This window comes from Burkholderia sp. 567 (assembly GCF_040545115.1).
GTDB classification, from domain to species: domain Bacteria; phylum Pseudomonadota; class Gammaproteobacteria; order Burkholderiales; family Burkholderiaceae; genus Burkholderia; species Burkholderia ambifaria.
Genome location: NZ_JBEPLG010000006.1, coordinates 265781 through 280946, shown reverse-complemented (window position 1 = coordinate 280946; position 15166 = coordinate 265781). Strand labels below are relative to the sequence as shown.

Sequence of the window (15166 nt, the reverse complement as noted above, 5' to 3'; positions counted from 1 at the left end):
GAAAGGAATTAATGAGTAGGCGAGCGTTGATCGCCGCTCGTCGCATCGTTAGCCTGTTGCGATGCAAAACCACGCCGCACACACCACACGCTACGGCAGCCATGGGCCGGCTGCGCGCCGACGCGTCACACGCGTCGCGCCTTCCTGACCGGTACTAGCCCGCCTGCCGGAGCCCGTCACGGCTTCGTGCCTCCGATTCAACGCCTGAACCGCACGCTGCAACGCGTCGCCGCCGCCTGGCGGGCGGCGCGCGGGCAGCGTGTGTCCGTCCGCTTCGTGGTGCTCCCGCGCAGGCGTCACGCGCGTACGCGTGTGCGACGCGCAGCGCGGACCACCCTTCATCACGCAGGAAGCCCATGTCCTCTTCATCCCCTCCAGGCCCGCTGACGGGCGCCCGGCTCGCGATCGGCACGATCGCGGTATCGCTCGCGATGTTCATGAACGTGCTCGACTCGTCGATCGCGAACGTCGCGATCCCGACGATCTCGGGCGAGCTCGGCGTGTCGGTCGACGAAGGCACGTGGGTGATCACGATCTTCGCGGCCGCGAACGCCGTGTCCATTCCATTGACGGGCTGGCTCACGCAGCGCTTCGGTCAGGTGCGCCTGTTCGTCACGTCGATCCTGCTGTTCGTGTTCGCGTCGTGGCTGTGCGGGATCGCGCCGAACCTGCCGACGCTGCTCGCCGCGCGCATCCTGCAGGGTGCAGTGGCCGGGCCGCTCGCGCCGCTGTCGCAGGCGCTGCTGCTCGGCGCATGGCCGCGGCAAAAATCGGCGACGGCGCTCGCGCTGTGGTCGATGACCGCGCTCGTCGGCCCGATCGCGGGGCCGTCGCTCGGCGGCTGGATCACCTACGACTACAACTGGTCGTGGATCTTCTACATCAACATTCCGGTCGGTTTCTTCGCGGCGGCGGTCACGTGGTTCGTGTTCCGCGATCGCGAATCGCCGGTGCGTCGCCTGCCGATCGACACGGTCGGCCTCCTGCTGCTCGTGCTGTGGGTCGCGTCGCTGCAGATCATGCTCGACAAGGGCAAGGATCTCGACTGGTTCAATTCGCCCGTCATCGTCGCGCTCGGCATCGTCGCGCTGGTCGGCTTCGCATTCTTTCTCGTGTGGGAGCTGACCGAAGCCAATCCGATCGTCGACCTGCGGCTTTTCACGCAGCGCAATTTCGCGGGCGGCACGATCGCGATCTCGGTCGCGTACGGAATGTTCTTCGGCACGCTGGTGCTGCTGCCGCAGTGGATGCAGGGCTATCTCGGCTATCGCGCGATCGACTCCGGGCTCGCCACCGCGCCGCTCGGGATCTTCGCGATCCTGCTGACGCCGGTGATGGGACGCATCCTGCCGCGCACCGATCCGCGCTACCTCGCGACGCTCGCCTTCGTCGGCTTCGCGGTCGTGTTCATGATGCGCACGACGTTCTATTCCGACGTGTCGCACTGGGATCTCGTGCTGCCGACGCTGCTGCAGGGCATTCCGATGGCGATGTTCTTCGTGCCGCTCACGGCCATCATCCTGTCGGGGCTGCCGCCGGAAAAGATTCCCGCGGCCGCCGGCCTGTCGAATTTCGGCCGCACGTTCTGCGGCGCGGTCGGCACGTCGCTGATCAGCAATGCGTGGAACGACCGGACGATCCTGCATCATGTGCGGCTCACCGAACAGGCGAGCCCGGGCAACCCGATCTTCGCGCAGCAGCTCGACAGCGCGCGTTCGCTGCTGCACCTGAGCCCCGATTCGGCGCTCGCGTTCTTCAATACGTCGGTGGATTCGCAGGCGGCCGTGATGGGGCTGAACGACATCTTCTACGTGTCGGCGATCATCTTCATCGCGATCATTCCGCTGATCTGGATCACCCGGCCGTCGCGCTCGGGCGGCGACGACGCGGGCGCGGCGGCGGCGGGCGCGCATTGATCGCGCGCCGTTTTTGGCGGCTCGATCGCCGGCTTGCTCGCCGGCGTCATCGCTGTTCGAGGATGTAATAAAGACTTGCAATCGATACAGGGGGAAACGTCAACAGCCGGGGCCCGCACAGCGTTGATTCGACAAGCGCCGACGATTCGCGCGCGACGACAGGAGAAAGTCGCACGCCCGGGCCGCGCGCCTGCACCGTGACGACCGCAGGATCCGCCAGGAAGAGCGGGACAGGGCCGCGCAGGTCGCGGCCATATTACGCAGAGCAGAGCGAAAAGCACGCGCTGAACCAGCAGGACAACGCGGTCAGCCACAAGACCGGCCAGTAACGCCGGCAAGCGTCGATTCGCCATCCTTTGAAACGCCCGCTGCCGCCGCGCGACAGCGGGCGCTTATGTATCGAATCGTTTCAGCATGCGGTATGCGTCAAGTGCCGCGGGTATACTCCGACGTCAGCCGCCGCCCGTATCTCAAAAAAGGCACGATTCCGGCGGTTTCGTCGCGAAGCTCCGCGTTTCGCGTATCCCGCGCCCCAGCCTCGACACGACACCCACGACGATTCCGATCATGAAACGATTCCTGCTGCTCCTTCCCGCCGCCCTGCTCGCCGCCTGCGGTTCCGCGCCCTCGTCCGACTCGGCCGCGTCCGGCTCGGCGCCGATGATCTACGTGTCGTCGGCGCGCCCCGCACACGCGATCGCCAACTGCCTCGACAGCCGCCTGTCCGGCACCGAGCAGTCGCAGCACAACGGCGTGACCGACATCACCGTCGGCTCGCGCTCGTACTTCGTCACGCTCACGCCGTCGGGCCGCGGCTCGGTCGTCAAGGTCGTGCGCGGCTCGGGCAGCGAGCCGGCCGAGGAAGCGATGCGCTTCGCGATCGCGCGCTGCGTGATCTGAGTGCCGCCGGCGCCGGGCGCCCCGCCCGGCCCGCAAGCCGTACCGCGGGCGCCGTCATGCGCGCCCGTCGAATATTTTCATCCGGGCCGCCGTCGATGAGAGAATCGCACCACGATTCCCTTTCCACGGAGCCCGCATGAAGCATCTGCTGTCCCGGCTGTTCGTCAGCGCCGCGCTCGTCGCGCTTGTTCCGGCGCTGCCGGCGCAGGCCGCGACGCCGCCCGGCATCTTCGTCGTCGCCACCCAGCTCGGCGAATTCACGACCCTCGACCCGAGCGAAATCTACGAGCTCGTGCCGTCCGAATACGTCGCGAACACCTACGAACGGCTCGTGCGGGTCGACCTGAAGGACCCGACGCGCTTCGACGGGCAGATCGCGCAATCGTGGACAGTCGGCGCCGACGGCGTCACCTACACGTTCAAGCTGCGCCCCGGCCTTACCTTCCATTCCGGCAACCCGGTCACTGCCGACGACGTCGCGTGGTCGCTGCAGCGCACCATCCAGCTCGACAAGGGCCCGGCCGGCGTGCTCGCCGATCTCGGTCTCACGAAGGCGAACGTGATGCAGAAGGTGCGCGCGATCGATCCGCAGACCTTCGTGCTCGAAACCGACCGCAAGTACGCGCCGAGCTTCGTGCTCAACGTGCTGAGCGCGTGCCCGGCGTCGGTGCTCGACAAGAAGCTGCTGATGTCGCACCAGCAGGGCAACGATTTCGGCAGCGGCTGGCTGAAGACCAACGACGCGGGCTCGGGCCCGTACCAGCTCGTCAAGTGGTCGCCGAACGAGAGCATCATGCTGCAGCGTTTCGACAAGTACCGCGCGCCGTACGCAATGAAACGCGTCGTGCTGCGCCACGTGCCCGAGGCGTCCGCGCAGCGGCTGCTGCTGGAGAACGGCGACGTCGACGCCGCGCGCAACCTGAGCCCCGACAGCCTCGCCGCGCTGACCAAGGCAGGCAAGATCAAGGTCGCGTCGTGGCCCGTGTCCGCACTGCTGTACCTGAGCCTGAACACGAAGAACGCGAATCTCGCGAAGCCGGACGTGCAGCAGGCGATGAAGTGGCTCGTCGATTACGACGGCATCCAGCGCAACATCGTCAGCACGACCTACAAGGTGCACGAGACTTTCCTGCCCGAAGGTTTCCTCGGCACGCTGAATTCGAACCCGTACAAGCTCGACGTCGCGAAGGCGAAGGCGCTGCTCGCGAAGGCCGGCTTGCCGAACGGCTTCGACGTGACGATGGACATGCCGAACGATTATCCGTACATCGAGATCGCACAGGCGCTGCAGGCGAACTTCGCGCAGGCCGGTATCCGCGTGAAGCTGATCCCCGGCGATGCGAAGCAGGCGATCGGCAAGTACCGCGCGCGCCAGCACGACATCTTCATCGGCGAATGGTCGCCCGACTACATGGACCCGAACAGCAACGCGCGCGGGTTCGCATGGAATCCTGACAATTCCGACCAGTCGAAGACGAAGATGCTCGCGTGGCGCAACAGCTGGGACATCCCGCAGCTGACGAAGGATACCGAGGCCGCGCTCGTCGAGCCGTCGTCCGCGAAGCGCGCGCAGCGCTACGAGGCGCTGCAGAAGTCCGTGCTCGCGAACTCGCCGTTCATCCTCATGTTCGAGAAGGTCGTGCAGGTCGCCACGCGCCCCGGCACGACCGGGCCGGAGATCGGGCCGATCAACGATCTGGTGTCCTACCGGACGTTGAAAAAATAGCTTCACGGCGCTGCCGCGCGGCCGCTCGCGGCCGCCGCGCGGGCGCCGTCGCCCCGCCTGCGCCGCGCGCGGCGTTCAGTTGAACGCCGCCCACACCAGATACGCGTTCAGCCCGACGATCACGACCGTGGCCGTGCCCGCGACGATCCGCAACGGCATCCGCATCGCGTAGCGCCCCATCACGTCGTTGCGCGCCGACAGGATCACCAGCGCGATCATCGGCATCGGCAGCACGAAGCTCAGCACCACCTGGCTCGCGACCATCGCACGTGTGACGTCGCAGCCGCACGCGACCACCGCGAACGCGGGCGCGATCGTCACCGCGCGCCGGACCCAGACCGACAGGCGGCGCCGAATGAAGCCCTGCATCACGACCTGCCCGGCCATCGTGCCGACCACGGAACTCGACACCCCCGACGTCAGCAGCGCGACGAGAAACAGCACGCCGGCCGCCGGCCCAAGCACGGGGATCAGCGTGTGATAAGCGTCGCCGATATCGGCCATGCCCGGCGCGCTGGCGTGGAACGCCGACGACGCCATCATCACCATCGCGAGATTCACGAACCCGGCGAGGCCCAGCGCGACGACGACCTCGCGGTTCGAGAACCGCATGAGCCGGCGCCGCTCCGTGTCGTCGCGCGGCGCGACGCGATCCTGCGTGAGGCCCGAATGCAGATACAGCGTATGCGGCATGATCGTCGCGCCGATGATCCCGACCGCGATCGTCAGCGCCGCACGATCGGGAATCTGCGGGACGACCAGATGGAACGCGGCCGCGTGCCAGTCCTGCGGCGCGATCATCAGCTCGCCGAGATAGCAGGCGCCGATCACGCCGACCAGCGCGGCGATCGCAGCTTCCAGCGGCCGGAAGCCGCGCTTCTCGAGCGCGAGGATCGCGCAAGTCGCGAGCGCCGTCGCGATCATCCCCGCGAACAGCGGCAGGTGACACAGCAGCGCGAACGCGAGCGCGCCGCCGAGGAATTCGGCCAGATCGGTCGCCATCGCGGCGATCTCCGACGCGATCCACATGCCCCACACGATCGGCGCGGGGAAATGGTCGCGGCACAGCTCCGCGAGATTGCGACCGGTCACGATGCCGAGCTTCGCCGACATCGCCTGGAACAGCATCGCGATCGCGTTCGCGGCGAGCACGACCCACAGCAGCCGGTAGCCGTATGCGGCGCCGGCCTGGATGTTGGTCGCGAAGTTGCCGGGGTCCATATAGCCGATCGACGCGATCACGGCCGGGCCGACGAACGGCAACAGCGCGGCGATGCCGGTGCGACGCCCTTCCAGCGCGGCGCGTGCCGCGCCCTCGGCGCGAACGGCGCGATGGGCGCGATCGGTGGACAGATCGGGCAGCGCGAAGCCGCTGCTGGATTTGCTCGTGACGGGAATCATGGTCGGGTTCCGTTCGAATGAGGAAGGCTGGCCCTGGAGCGGGCCCGGCGGCCGGCCTGCCGCTTGCCGGCCGCTGCGGCGTTACAGCGGCACGACGTCCGGACGGTTACGCGGAAACCGCGCGAGCACGTCAGGCGCGATATTCAGGTGTGCCTCGACGAGCTTCGGCGGCGTGTGCGCGAGCCAGTCGGACAGCGACACCTCCGCATAGCGGTCGGTCTTGAAGATTTCGAGGAACACGAGATCGGTGTTGCCGGTGTTCTGCACGTAGTGTCCGAGACTCTTTTTCACGTAACCGACGTCGCCCGCGCGGAAGTCTGCCGTCTGCGCCTTCGGCCCCGTGTCGAACACGGTCATCCGCGCTTCGCCCTGCAGGTAGTACTGCCATTCGTCGGCATTCGGATGCCAGTGCAGCTCGCGCATGCCGCCCGGATGCACGGTGACGAGCGCCGCCGCAATCGTTTGCGATACGTTGAAGTTCGTGCTGTCGGCGATCCGCACCTCGCCGCCGCGCGTCTTCTTGAACGGCTTCATCGCGCCGAGCGAGAAGATGAACGGGTGCGGCGGCGCACCGGCCGACGACGCGGACGCACGCTGGGCGTCCGCGAGCGGCCCCGGCTCGTCGCCCTGAAAGATCCACAGGTTGTCGAGCGGAATGTTCTTGAACGCGTCGGCCGGCACGCCGAAGTTGAGCGCGAGCACGTCCGGCGGCGTATGCGCGACCCAGTCGGTCAGCAGCAGCGTGTTGAATTCGGACGCGCGGCCGTTGTCGAAGGCGAGCATGAATTCGGCGCCGTCGGTGCCGATTCCCTGCAGCGAGTGCGGCAGGCCGGGCGGGAAATACCAGAGATCGCCGGTTTTTACGTCCTGCACCGACGGGCGTCCCAGTTCGTCGAGCACGGTGATCCGGCAACGGCCGTCAAGCATGATTGCCCATTCGGCTTGCTGGTGCCAATGCATCTCGCGAATGCCGCCGCGCGTCAATCGCATGTTCACGCCGGAAATGGTTTCCGAAATCGCGAAATCGTCCTGCGTGACTTCGCGTGCCCATCCGCCGTTTTGAATGCGTTTATGCGCGTTATTGAATGACGCCCAGAATAACGGCATGCCGTTAATGTCAGTGGCCGGCGGATCCTGGAAAGACGGGAATTGATTCGCCAATGCGGGATTCTTCGGCCCCGGGTCGGTCAATCCCTGCTTGTTGCGCGCGTTGATCGCCCCTTCCGGCGGGCTGTCCGGATTGCCGAACGAAGCCGCCTTGGCCGTTACCGCAATGCCCGCGGCGGCAATCGCGCCGGCCGTACTCGTCAACATCCTGCGTCGAGAAAGATTCGTCATGTTTCCCTCTTCATCATTTCAATTAATCGAATATTCGCTACCGACGTTCACCGCTTTTTCGTTTTTCGAAAATCGGCATGCCGTGACGCAAGTTAAATACAAGTCGACTTAAAAATTAAATGAATTATTAAGCTGGATTAATGAGTTAAGGTGATCGAGTTGGGGTTTTGTAATTGTTGCGGTGCAAGGACGTATGCTGCGATGTCGGGCGGGTGCAGAGGAGCCAGCCGGTTTGCTGTGCATACGACGGGCGCGGGCCGCGGCGCAGTCCGATTTCGGCGAGATCGAACTCACTAGTACTGCCATCTATTCGCATCACTTATCAACTGCGCAGACGAGATACACGCAAACCGACGCTCAAGCATTTCAATCGCCGCGGCATGCGGCGGCCTGCGGTTCAGCTGCGGGGCACGTCGATGAACCACCACCGTGCGGCGAATGTCGGGCCGCTAGAGAAGTTGCAAGCGCCCCATCAACCGGCAAATGGCTAGGCCGGCGCGGCGCGCACATCCGTGGACAGGCTATTCGCAGCGCCGATCGCATAGCTTTTTTTATCTGGCGCCGCTTTTTTTGGATCTGTCAGATAGATGACATTCGTTCATCAAACGACAAAGATCTAACAGCCGATGACCTGCGCCTTCGCCCGTACCGTCGAATCCCGCTTTGCCGAGCTGACGCCAACGGCGAAGCGCATCGCGAGCTACATGCTCGCGAACCTCGACCGGCTGGGGCTCGAGACGGCCGACCAGATCGCACAGCAGGCCGGCACCAGCGGGATTTCGGTCGGGCGCTTCCTGCGCAGCGTCGGCTACCGCAACCTCGACGACCTGAAACGCGAGCTGCGCGGCGGCGCCGACCGGCCGTGGATGATCACCGACCGCCTCGACGAATACCGCCGCACAAACGGCACCACCGGCACCGCCGGCACCCAAGCGGCCGCCACCCACAGCGGCGACCGCGCGCTCGCGTCGTCGCTCGATCGCGAACTCGACGCGATCCGCCACGTGTACCGGCTCGCCGAGGAACCGGTGTTCGCGCAGGTCGCGGACCGGATCGCGCATGCCGACGCCGTATTCATCCTCGGCATCCAGTCGACCCGCGGCATCAGCAATGCGTTCAGCAGCTATCTCGAGTACTTGCGCCCGCGCGTGTTCTATTCGGACGGTCAATCGGGCTCGTACGTCGACTCGCTGAATTCCGAGTTCGAGCGGCCGTATTGCATCGTCACCGACGTGCGCGCCTATTCGCGCAGTGCTCGCCGCTATTGCCAGGCGGCCGCGGAGCGCGGCCAGCCGTTCGCGCTGGTCACCGATCTCTATTGCCCGTGGGCGCGCGAATGGCCGGCCGACCTCCTGCAGGTGAAAACGGACGTCGGCCAGTTCTGGGATTCGCTCGCGCCGCTCACCTGCCTGTTCAACCTGCTGATCACCGCCGTGGTCGATCGCCTCGGTCCCGCGATCGACCGGCGCGTCGCACGCAACCGCGAACTGCAGCACACGTTCGACCAATTCGAATCCTGAGCACCCGACTGCCGATGAACCCGCCCCGCCTCGTCGAAATCACGCCCGCCACGCATCGCGTCGAGATCGATCTCGTCTACGCGACCGAGCGCAACCTGACCGGCAAGCCGATCTATCGCCGCGCGCACTGCCTCCTACTCGAACCGGCCGAGGCCGCGCTGCGCCGCGCGGTCGACGTCGCCGCGCAGGCCGGCTTCACACTGCGCATCTACGACGCGTACCGGCCGCCGCAGGCGCAGCAGGTGCTGTGGGATTTCCTGCCCGATCCGAACTTCATCGCCGATCTCGGCCGCGGCTCGAATCACAGCCGCGGCACCGCGCTCGACCTGACGCTGGTCGGCGCGCACGGCGAGCCGCTCGACATGGGCACCGGCTTCGACGAGATGGTGGCCGCATCGGGCCACTTCCACGCGGGCTTGCCCGAGCCAGTGCAACGCAACCGGCTGCTGTTGCTCGGCGTGATGCATGCGGCCGGCTTCGCGCATATCGACAGCGAATGGTGGCACTACGAACTACCCGGATCGCACGCGTTACCGCCGATCGACAACGCGGCGAGCGGCCCGTGGCGGCTGATGTGACGACGATGCACGTTCCCCTCACCGTTCACGCTCGACAACTTCGACAACCTCAACGATTTCAACGACAGACGGAGAAGCGCACATGAAACTCCCGACCTCCCGGCTCGTCGCGGCACTGGCCGCCGCGTCCGTTCTCGCCACCGTTCCGCTTCGCGCCGCGCACGCGGAAACGCCGAAGGACATGTTCGTGATGGCCACGCTGCTCGACGAATTCACGACGCTCGATCCCGGCGAGATCTACGAGCTGGTGCCGGAGGAATACGTCGCGAACACCTACGACCGGCTCGTGCGCGTCGACCTGCGCGATCCGTCGAAATTCAACGGCGATGTCGCGCAGTCGTGGACGGTGAGCCCCGACGGGCTGACCTACACGTTCAAGCTGCGCTCGGGGCTCAAGTTCCATTCGGGCAACCCGCTGACGGCCGACGACGTCGCGTGGTCGATCCAGCGCGCGGTGCTGCTCGACAAGGGCCCGGCCGCCGTGCTGACTGGCATCGGCCTCACGAAGGCGAACGTCGCGGCGAACGTGAAGAAGCTCGACGACCAGACGGTGTCGATCACGACCGACCACAAATACGCGCCGACCTTCGTGCTGAACGTGCTCGGTTCGTGGCCCGCGTCGGTGGTCGACAGGAAGCTGCTGCTGTCGCACCAGCAGGGCAACGACTTCGGCAACGCGTGGCTGAAGACCAACGAGGCCGGCTCCGGCGCCTACAAGCTGGTCAAGTGGAGCGCCGGCGACAGCATCGTGCTGCAGCGCTTCGACGGCTACCGGCTGCCGCTCGCGATGAAGCGCATCGTGCTGCGCCATGTGCCCGAAGCGGCGAGCCAGCGCCTGCTGCTGGAAAACGGCGACGTCGACGCGGCGCGCGACCTGAGCCCCGACGATCTCGCGGCGGTCGTGAAATCCGGCAAAGCGAAGGTCGCGGCATCGCCGCAGGCGACGCTGCTGTATCTCGGCCTGAACACGAAGAACCCGACGCTCGCGAAGCCCGACGTGCAGGAAGCGCTGAAGTGGCTGGTCGACTATTCCGGGATCCAGTCCAACGTCGTGAAGACGACCTACAAGGTGCACCAGACCTTCCTGCCCGAAGGCTTCCTCGGCACGCTGAAGGCGAACCCGTACAAGCTCGACGTCGCGAAGGCGAAGGCGCTGCTCGCGAAAGCCGGCGTGCCGAACGGCTTCTCGGTGACGATGGACGTGCGCAACGATTATCCGTACACGGAGATCGCGCAGGCCGTGCAGGCGAATTTCGCGCAGGCGGGCGTCAAGGTGCAGTTGATTCCCGGCGACAACAAGCAGACGCTCGCGAAATACCGCGCGCGCCAGCACGACATCTACATCGGCGAATGGTCGGCCGACTACATCGATCCGCACAGCAACGCGCAGGGTTTTGCATGGAACCCCGACAACTCCGACAAGTCGAGCTATAAAATGCTCGCCTGGCGCAACAGCTGGGACATTCCGCAATTCACGAAGGAGACCGACGCCGCCCTCGCCGAGCCGACCGCCGCGCAACGCGCGCAACGGTATCAGGCGATGCAGAAGGAGATGCTCGCGCGCTCGCCGTTCGTGATCATGTTCGAGAAAGTCGCGCAGGTCGCGACGCGGCCCGGCGTGAGCGGGCTCGAAGTCGGACCGATCAACGATCTCGTGTCGTACCGTAACCTGAAGAAGCCTTAAGATTCGCCGCATGTCGACTCCCGCCTCCTCCCTCGAAGCACTGCGCACCCTGCCCGCGCGGCGCCCGGCCGTGCGCTGGGCGCTGCGCGTGCTGCGCTGGGCGCTCACGCTCGCCGTCACGTTCGCGGGCCTGCTCGCGCTGACGTTCGTGATCGGCCGCAAGGTGCCGATCGATCCCGTGCTCGCGATCCTCGGCGATCGCGCGTCGGCCGAGGCGTACGCGGCCGAGCGCATCGCGCTCGGTCTCGACAAGCCGCTCGTCACGCAATTCCTGATCTACGCGCGCGACGTGCTGCACGGCAATCTCGGCATGTCGCTGCTGACGTCGAACCCGGTGCTCGACGACATCAGGCGCGTCTTCCCCGCGACGCTCGAACTCGCGACGATCGCGACCCTGATCGGCATCGCGCTCGGCGTGCCGCTCGGCGTCGCGGCCGCGGTGAAGCACAACCGGCCGATCGACCACATCGCGCGCTTCGTCGGCCTGATCGGCAATTCCGTGCCGGTGTTCTGGCTCGGGCTGATGGGGCTGCTGCTGTTCTATGCGCGGCTGCACTGGGTCGGCGGCCCCGGCCGGCTCGATCCCGTGTACGACGGCATGGTCGACCCGCGCACCGGCAGCCTGCTGCTCGACTCGGCGCTCGCGGGCGAGTGGGACGTGTTCCGCAACGCGGTGTCGCACATCGCGCTGCCGGCCGCGATCCTCGGCTACTACTCGGTCGCGTACCTGAGCCGGATGACGCGCTCGTTCATGCTCGACCAGCTGAGCCAGGAATACATCGTCACCGCGCGCGCGAAGGGCCTGTCCGAGCGCCGCGTGATCTGGCGGCATGCGTTCGGCAACATCGCGGTGCCGCTGCTCACCGTGATCGCGCTCACGTACAGCAACCTGCTCGAAGGCTCGGTGCTGACCGAGATCGTGTTCGCGTGGCCGGGGCTCGGCTCGTACCTGACGGGCGCGCTGCTGAACGCCGACATGAACGCGGTGCTCGGCGCGACGCTCGTGATCGGCGTGATGTTCATCACCGTCAACCTGCTGACCGACGCGCTGTACCGCGTGTTCGATCCGCGTGCGCGCTGAGGGCCGCTTCGACATGACCGCTTCCCCCCTGCTTCTTTCCCCGTCCATGCCGAAGGTCGTCCGATCATGAATACCGAGCGTCTCACGCTGCGCGCGTGGCTTCTCTCCGATGCGCCCGCGTCGCGCTCGCAGGCCGCGTTCGGCCTCGCGTACCGCCGCTGGCGCCGCTTCGCGGGCAATCCGCTCAACCTGTTCGGACTCGCGATCCTGGTCGTGCTGATCGTCGTCGCGATCGTCGGCCCGCTGATCATGCCGCACGATCCGCTGCGCCAGGTACTGTCCGACCGCCTGCTGCCGCCCGGCTCGGCATCGCACTGGCTCGGCACCGACCAGCTCGGCCGCGACATCCTCTCGCGGCTGATCGGCGGATCGCGCCTCACGCTCGGCATCGCGGTGCTCGTGGTCGTGATCGTCGTGCCGATCGGCCTGATGATCGGCACGACGGCCGGCTATTGCGGCGGCTTCACCGACAGCGTGCTGATGCGCATCACCGACATCGCGCTCGCGTTCCCGAAGATCGTGCTCGCACTCGCGTTCGCGGCCGCGCTCGGGCCGGGCGTGATCAACGCGGTCGTCGCGATCTCCATCACCGCGTGGCCCGCGTATGCGCGGCTCGCGCGCGCCGAAACGATCCGCATCGCGCAGGCCGACTACATCCATGCGGCGCGGCTGCAAGGCGCATCGGGCCCGCGGATCCTGCTGCGCTACATCGTGCCGCTGTGCATGTCGTCGGTGATCGTGCGCGCGACGCTCGACATGGCCGGCATCATCCTGACCGTCGCGGGCTTGGGCTTCCTCGGCCTCGGCGCGCAGCCGCCGAGCCCCGAATGGGGTTTCATGGTCGCGTCGGGCCGCAACGTGCTGCTCGACGCGTGGTGGGTCGCGACGCTGCCCGGCGCGGCGATCCTGCTCGTCAGCCTCGCGTTCAACCTGCTCGGCGACGGGCTGCGCGACGTCTTCGATCCGCGTCATGGAGCGTGACATGCCACTGAATTCCACCGATGCCGCCGCGCCGCTCTGCGAGATCGACGGCCTGAAGATCGGGTTTCGCGGGCACGACGGCGTCGTGTCCGACGCGGTACGCGACCTGTCGCTGACGCTCGCGCCGGGCGAACGGCTCGGCATCGTCGGCGAGTCGGGCTCCGGCAAATCGCTGACGGGCCGCGCGCTGCTCGGCCTGCTGCCCGACGCCGCACGCTGGTCGGCCCGCACGATGCGCTTCGCGGGCCACGACCTGCTCGCGATGTCGGCCGGCGAGCGGCGGCGCCTGTGCGGCAGCCAGATGGGGATGATCCTGCAGGATCCGAAGTATTCGCTGAACCCGGTGATGACCGTCGCGAAGCAGATGGGCGAGGCGTTCCGGCGGCACGAACCGAAGTTGCGCGGCCGCGCGCTGCGCGAGCGGATCGTCGATGCGCTCGCGGCCGTGCAGATTCGCGATCCGGCGCGCGTGGCCGATGCGTATCCGCACGAGCTGTCGGGCGGCATGGGCCAGCGCGTAATGATCGCGATGATGGTGTCGACCGGCCCGCGCCTGCTGATCGCCGACGAGCCGACCTCCGCGCTCGACGTCGCGGTGTCGATGCAGGTGCTCGCGGTGCTCGACGCGATGATCGCGCGGCACGGCACCGGCCTGATGTTCATCAGCCACGATCTGCCGCTCGTGATGTCGTTCTGCGATCGCGTCGCGGTGATGTATGCGGGCCGCGTCGTCGAAACCTGCGCCGCGCGCGACCTGCGCGATGCGACGCATCCGTACACGCGCGGGCTGCTCGCGGCGAATCCGCCGCTCGCGAACCCGCCCGACGAACTGCCGGTGCTGCGTCGCGATCCGGCGTGGCTGAACGCGGCTTCGTCCGCGCCATCTTCGAATCAATCCCGGGAGGCCGCACGATGATCGATGTCGACCACGCGTCGATCCGTTTTCCGACCCGCACGGGTCATGTCGACGCCGTGCGCGATGCGAGCTTCGCGGTACGCGACGGCGAGGTGTTCGGGCTCGTCGGCGAATCGGGCTCCGGCAAGTCGACGCTGCTGCGCGCGCTGACCGGCCTCGTGCCGCTCGCGGGCGGCAGCCTGTCGATCGACGGCCGGCCGGTGGGCGGCACGGCCGAGCGCGCATTCCGCCGCCACGTGCAGATGGTGTTCCAGGATCCGTACGCGTCGCTGCATCCGCGCTTCACGGTCGACCAGACGCTGCGCGAGCCGCTGTCGATTCACGGGATCGGCGACGCCGACGCGCGCATCGCTCGCGCGCTGTCGGAGGTCGGGCTCGGCCCGGCATTCCGCTTCCGCTATCCGCATCAGTTGTCGGGCGGGCAGCGCCAGCGCGTCGCGATCGCGCGCGCACTGATCGTCGAGCCGCGCGTGCTGCTGCTCGACGAGCCGACCTCCGCGCTCGACGTGTCGGTGCAGGCCGAAATCCTGAACCTGCTGCGCCGCCTGCATCGCGAACGCAACCTGACGATGATCCTCGTGAGCCACAACCTCGCTGTGATCGGCTTCCTGTGCCAGCGCGTCGCGGTGATGCAGCACGGCGAGATCGTCGAACAGCTGCGGATCGAGGACGTGCGCGCCGGCCAGGTCGCACGCGATTACACGCGCACGCTGCTGCGCGCGACCGAAGGCTATCGCCGGCTGGATCCGGCGATCGACGCGCCGGCGGGCTGACGCGCGGCGCGCGGCGCGCGGCTGCTCGAGCGGTCGACGATAGTGCGATGCGGCGCGTGTCGCCGCGCGCGTCGCATCGCATCGCATGTCCCGGGCGCGATACGCCATGCCGGCTGCCGTCATGCACCGTCGGCCCGTCATTCCAATCCCCATCCGCTTCGGATAGCACCCCGAAGAAATCGGCCTTTCGACCGGTTTCCGGTATCGACATGCTCGCGCACGTGAGCCCTTCCTGCCGCCCCTCCGCCTGCCGACTCCGGCACAAAATAAATTAGTACGAGTACTAGAAAAAATAGAGATCAATTAGTACCCGTCAAATTACAAACGCCTTACATAGATCGCATAATTTGAG

The 15166-nt window shown here is 66.8% G+C and carries 12 protein-coding genes; 10 read left to right on the top strand and 2 right to left on the bottom strand.

Features of this window, described 5'->3' with window-relative positions; all coding sequences use genetic code 11:
* Positions 1–356: 356 nt before the first annotated feature.
* From ABIC50_RS19410 to ABIC50_RS19400, 3 genes are all read left to right on the top strand, one after another.
* Positions 357–1916 (top strand): DHA2 family efflux MFS transporter permease subunit, encoded by a 1560-nt coding sequence (locus ABIC50_RS19410; RefSeq protein ID WP_105831202.1) that lies wholly within the window; start codon positions 357–359, stop codon positions 1914–1916.
* A 567-nt stretch (positions 1917–2483) separates the two neighbouring features.
* The gene (locus ABIC50_RS19405; protein WP_011659010.1) at positions 2484–2816 is read left to right on the top strand and encodes a sugar ABC transporter ATPase; all 333 of its coding nucleotides are present in this window, start codon (positions 2484–2486) and stop codon (positions 2814–2816) included.
* A gap of 136 nt (positions 2817–2952) precedes the next feature.
* Complete coding sequence (locus ABIC50_RS19400) at positions 2953–4542, top strand: ABC transporter substrate-binding protein (RefSeq protein WP_354166240.1); 1590 nt, start codon at positions 2953–2955, stop codon at positions 4540–4542.
* 75 nt (positions 4543–4617) lie between these two features.
* Here ABIC50_RS19400 and ABIC50_RS19395 read toward each other — a convergent pair whose 3' ends face one another.
* Both ABIC50_RS19395 and ABIC50_RS19390 read right to left on the bottom strand, forming a co-directional pair.
* Entirely contained in the window at positions 4618–5943 is a 1326-nt protein-coding gene (locus tag ABIC50_RS19395) for an Nramp family divalent metal transporter (protein ID WP_354166238.1), read from the bottom strand.
* Between the two features lie 81 nt (positions 5944–6024).
* A complete protein-coding gene (locus tag ABIC50_RS19390; protein WP_006753500.1) occupies positions 6025–7281 on the bottom strand; it encodes an oxalate decarboxylase family bicupin in 1257 nt (418 codons plus the stop codon).
* A 626-nt stretch (positions 7282–7907) separates the two neighbouring features.
* Here ABIC50_RS19390 and sapR point away from each other — a divergent pair.
* The 7 genes from sapR (at position 7908) to ABIC50_RS19355 (ending at position 14814) form a co-directional block, all read left to right on the top strand.
* Complete coding sequence (gene sapR, locus ABIC50_RS19385) at positions 7908–8801, top strand: sap1 transcriptional regulator SapR (protein ID WP_212069338.1); 894 nt, start codon at positions 7908–7910, stop codon at positions 8799–8801.
* A gap of 14 nt (positions 8802–8815) precedes the next feature.
* Positions 8816–9379 carry a D-alanyl-D-alanine dipeptidase gene (gene ddpX, locus ABIC50_RS19380; protein WP_011659015.1) on the top strand — a complete coding sequence of 188 codons (564 nt, stop codon included), beginning with the start codon at positions 8816–8818 and terminating at the stop codon, positions 9377–9379.
* An 82-nt stretch (positions 9380–9461) separates the two neighbouring features.
* Positions 9462–11063 carry an ABC transporter substrate-binding protein gene (locus ABIC50_RS19375; RefSeq protein WP_354166236.1) on the top strand — a complete coding sequence of 534 codons (1602 nt, stop codon included), beginning with the start codon at positions 9462–9464 and terminating at the stop codon, positions 11061–11063.
* A 10-nt stretch (positions 11064–11073) separates the two neighbouring features.
* On the top strand, positions 11074–12144 hold the full coding sequence (locus ABIC50_RS19370; protein ID WP_011659017.1) for an ABC transporter permease: 1071 nt from the start codon (positions 11074–11076) through the stop codon (positions 12142–12144).
* A gap of 66 nt (positions 12145–12210) precedes the next feature.
* The gene (gene nikC, locus ABIC50_RS19365) at positions 12211–13125 is read left to right on the top strand and encodes a nickel transporter permease (RefSeq protein WP_175654623.1); all 915 of its coding nucleotides are present in this window, start codon (positions 12211–12213) and stop codon (positions 13123–13125) included.
* A gap of 1 nt (position 13126) precedes the next feature.
* A complete protein-coding gene (locus ABIC50_RS19360; protein ID WP_175659077.1) occupies positions 13127–14041 on the top strand; it encodes an ABC transporter ATP-binding protein in 915 nt (304 codons plus the stop codon).
* Positions 14038–14814, top strand: coding sequence for an ABC transporter ATP-binding protein (locus ABIC50_RS19355; RefSeq protein WP_354166234.1), 777 nt, complete (start codon positions 14038–14040; stop codon positions 14812–14814). The genes ABIC50_RS19360 and ABIC50_RS19355 overlap by 4 nt, the downstream gene beginning before the upstream one ends.
* Positions 14815–15166 lie beyond the last annotated feature (352 nt).

What these genes read in the sequence shown, in the direction of transcription:
- ABIC50_RS19410 (WP_105831202.1), top strand. Translation starts at nt 357, where the DNA reads ATGTCCTCTTCATCCCCTCCAGGCCCGCTGACGGGCGCCCGGCTCGCG.
- ABIC50_RS19405 (WP_011659010.1), top strand. Translation starts at nt 2,484, where the DNA reads ATGAAACGATTCCTGCTGCTCCTTCCCGCCGCCCTGCTCGCCGCCTGC.
- ABIC50_RS19400 (WP_354166240.1), top strand. Translation starts at nt 2,953, where the DNA reads ATGAAGCATCTGCTGTCCCGGCTGTTCGTCAGCGCCGCGCTCGTCGCG.
- ABIC50_RS19395 (WP_354166238.1), bottom strand. Translation starts at nt 5,943, where the DNA reads ATGATTCCCGTCACGAGCAAATCCAGCAGCGGCTTCGCGCTGCCCGAT.
- ABIC50_RS19390 (WP_006753500.1), bottom strand. Translation starts at nt 7,281, where the DNA reads ATGACGAATCTTTCTCGACGCAGGATGTTGACGAGTACGGCCGGCGCG.
- sapR (WP_212069338.1), top strand. Translation starts at nt 7,908, where the DNA reads ATGACCTGCGCCTTCGCCCGTACCGTCGAATCCCGCTTTGCCGAGCTG.
- ddpX (WP_011659015.1), top strand. Translation starts at nt 8,816, where the DNA reads ATGAACCCGCCCCGCCTCGTCGAAATCACGCCCGCCACGCATCGCGTC.
- ABIC50_RS19375 (WP_354166236.1), top strand. Translation starts at nt 9,462, where the DNA reads ATGAAACTCCCGACCTCCCGGCTCGTCGCGGCACTGGCCGCCGCGTCC.
- ABIC50_RS19370 (WP_011659017.1), top strand. Translation starts at nt 11,074, where the DNA reads ATGTCGACTCCCGCCTCCTCCCTCGAAGCACTGCGCACCCTGCCCGCG.
- nikC (WP_175654623.1), top strand. Translation starts at nt 12,211, where the DNA reads ATGAATACCGAGCGTCTCACGCTGCGCGCGTGGCTTCTCTCCGATGCG.
- ABIC50_RS19360 (WP_175659077.1), top strand. Translation starts at nt 13,127, where the DNA reads ATGCCACTGAATTCCACCGATGCCGCCGCGCCGCTCTGCGAGATCGAC.
- ABIC50_RS19355 (WP_354166234.1), top strand. Translation starts at nt 14,038, where the DNA reads ATGATCGATGTCGACCACGCGTCGATCCGTTTTCCGACCCGCACGGGT.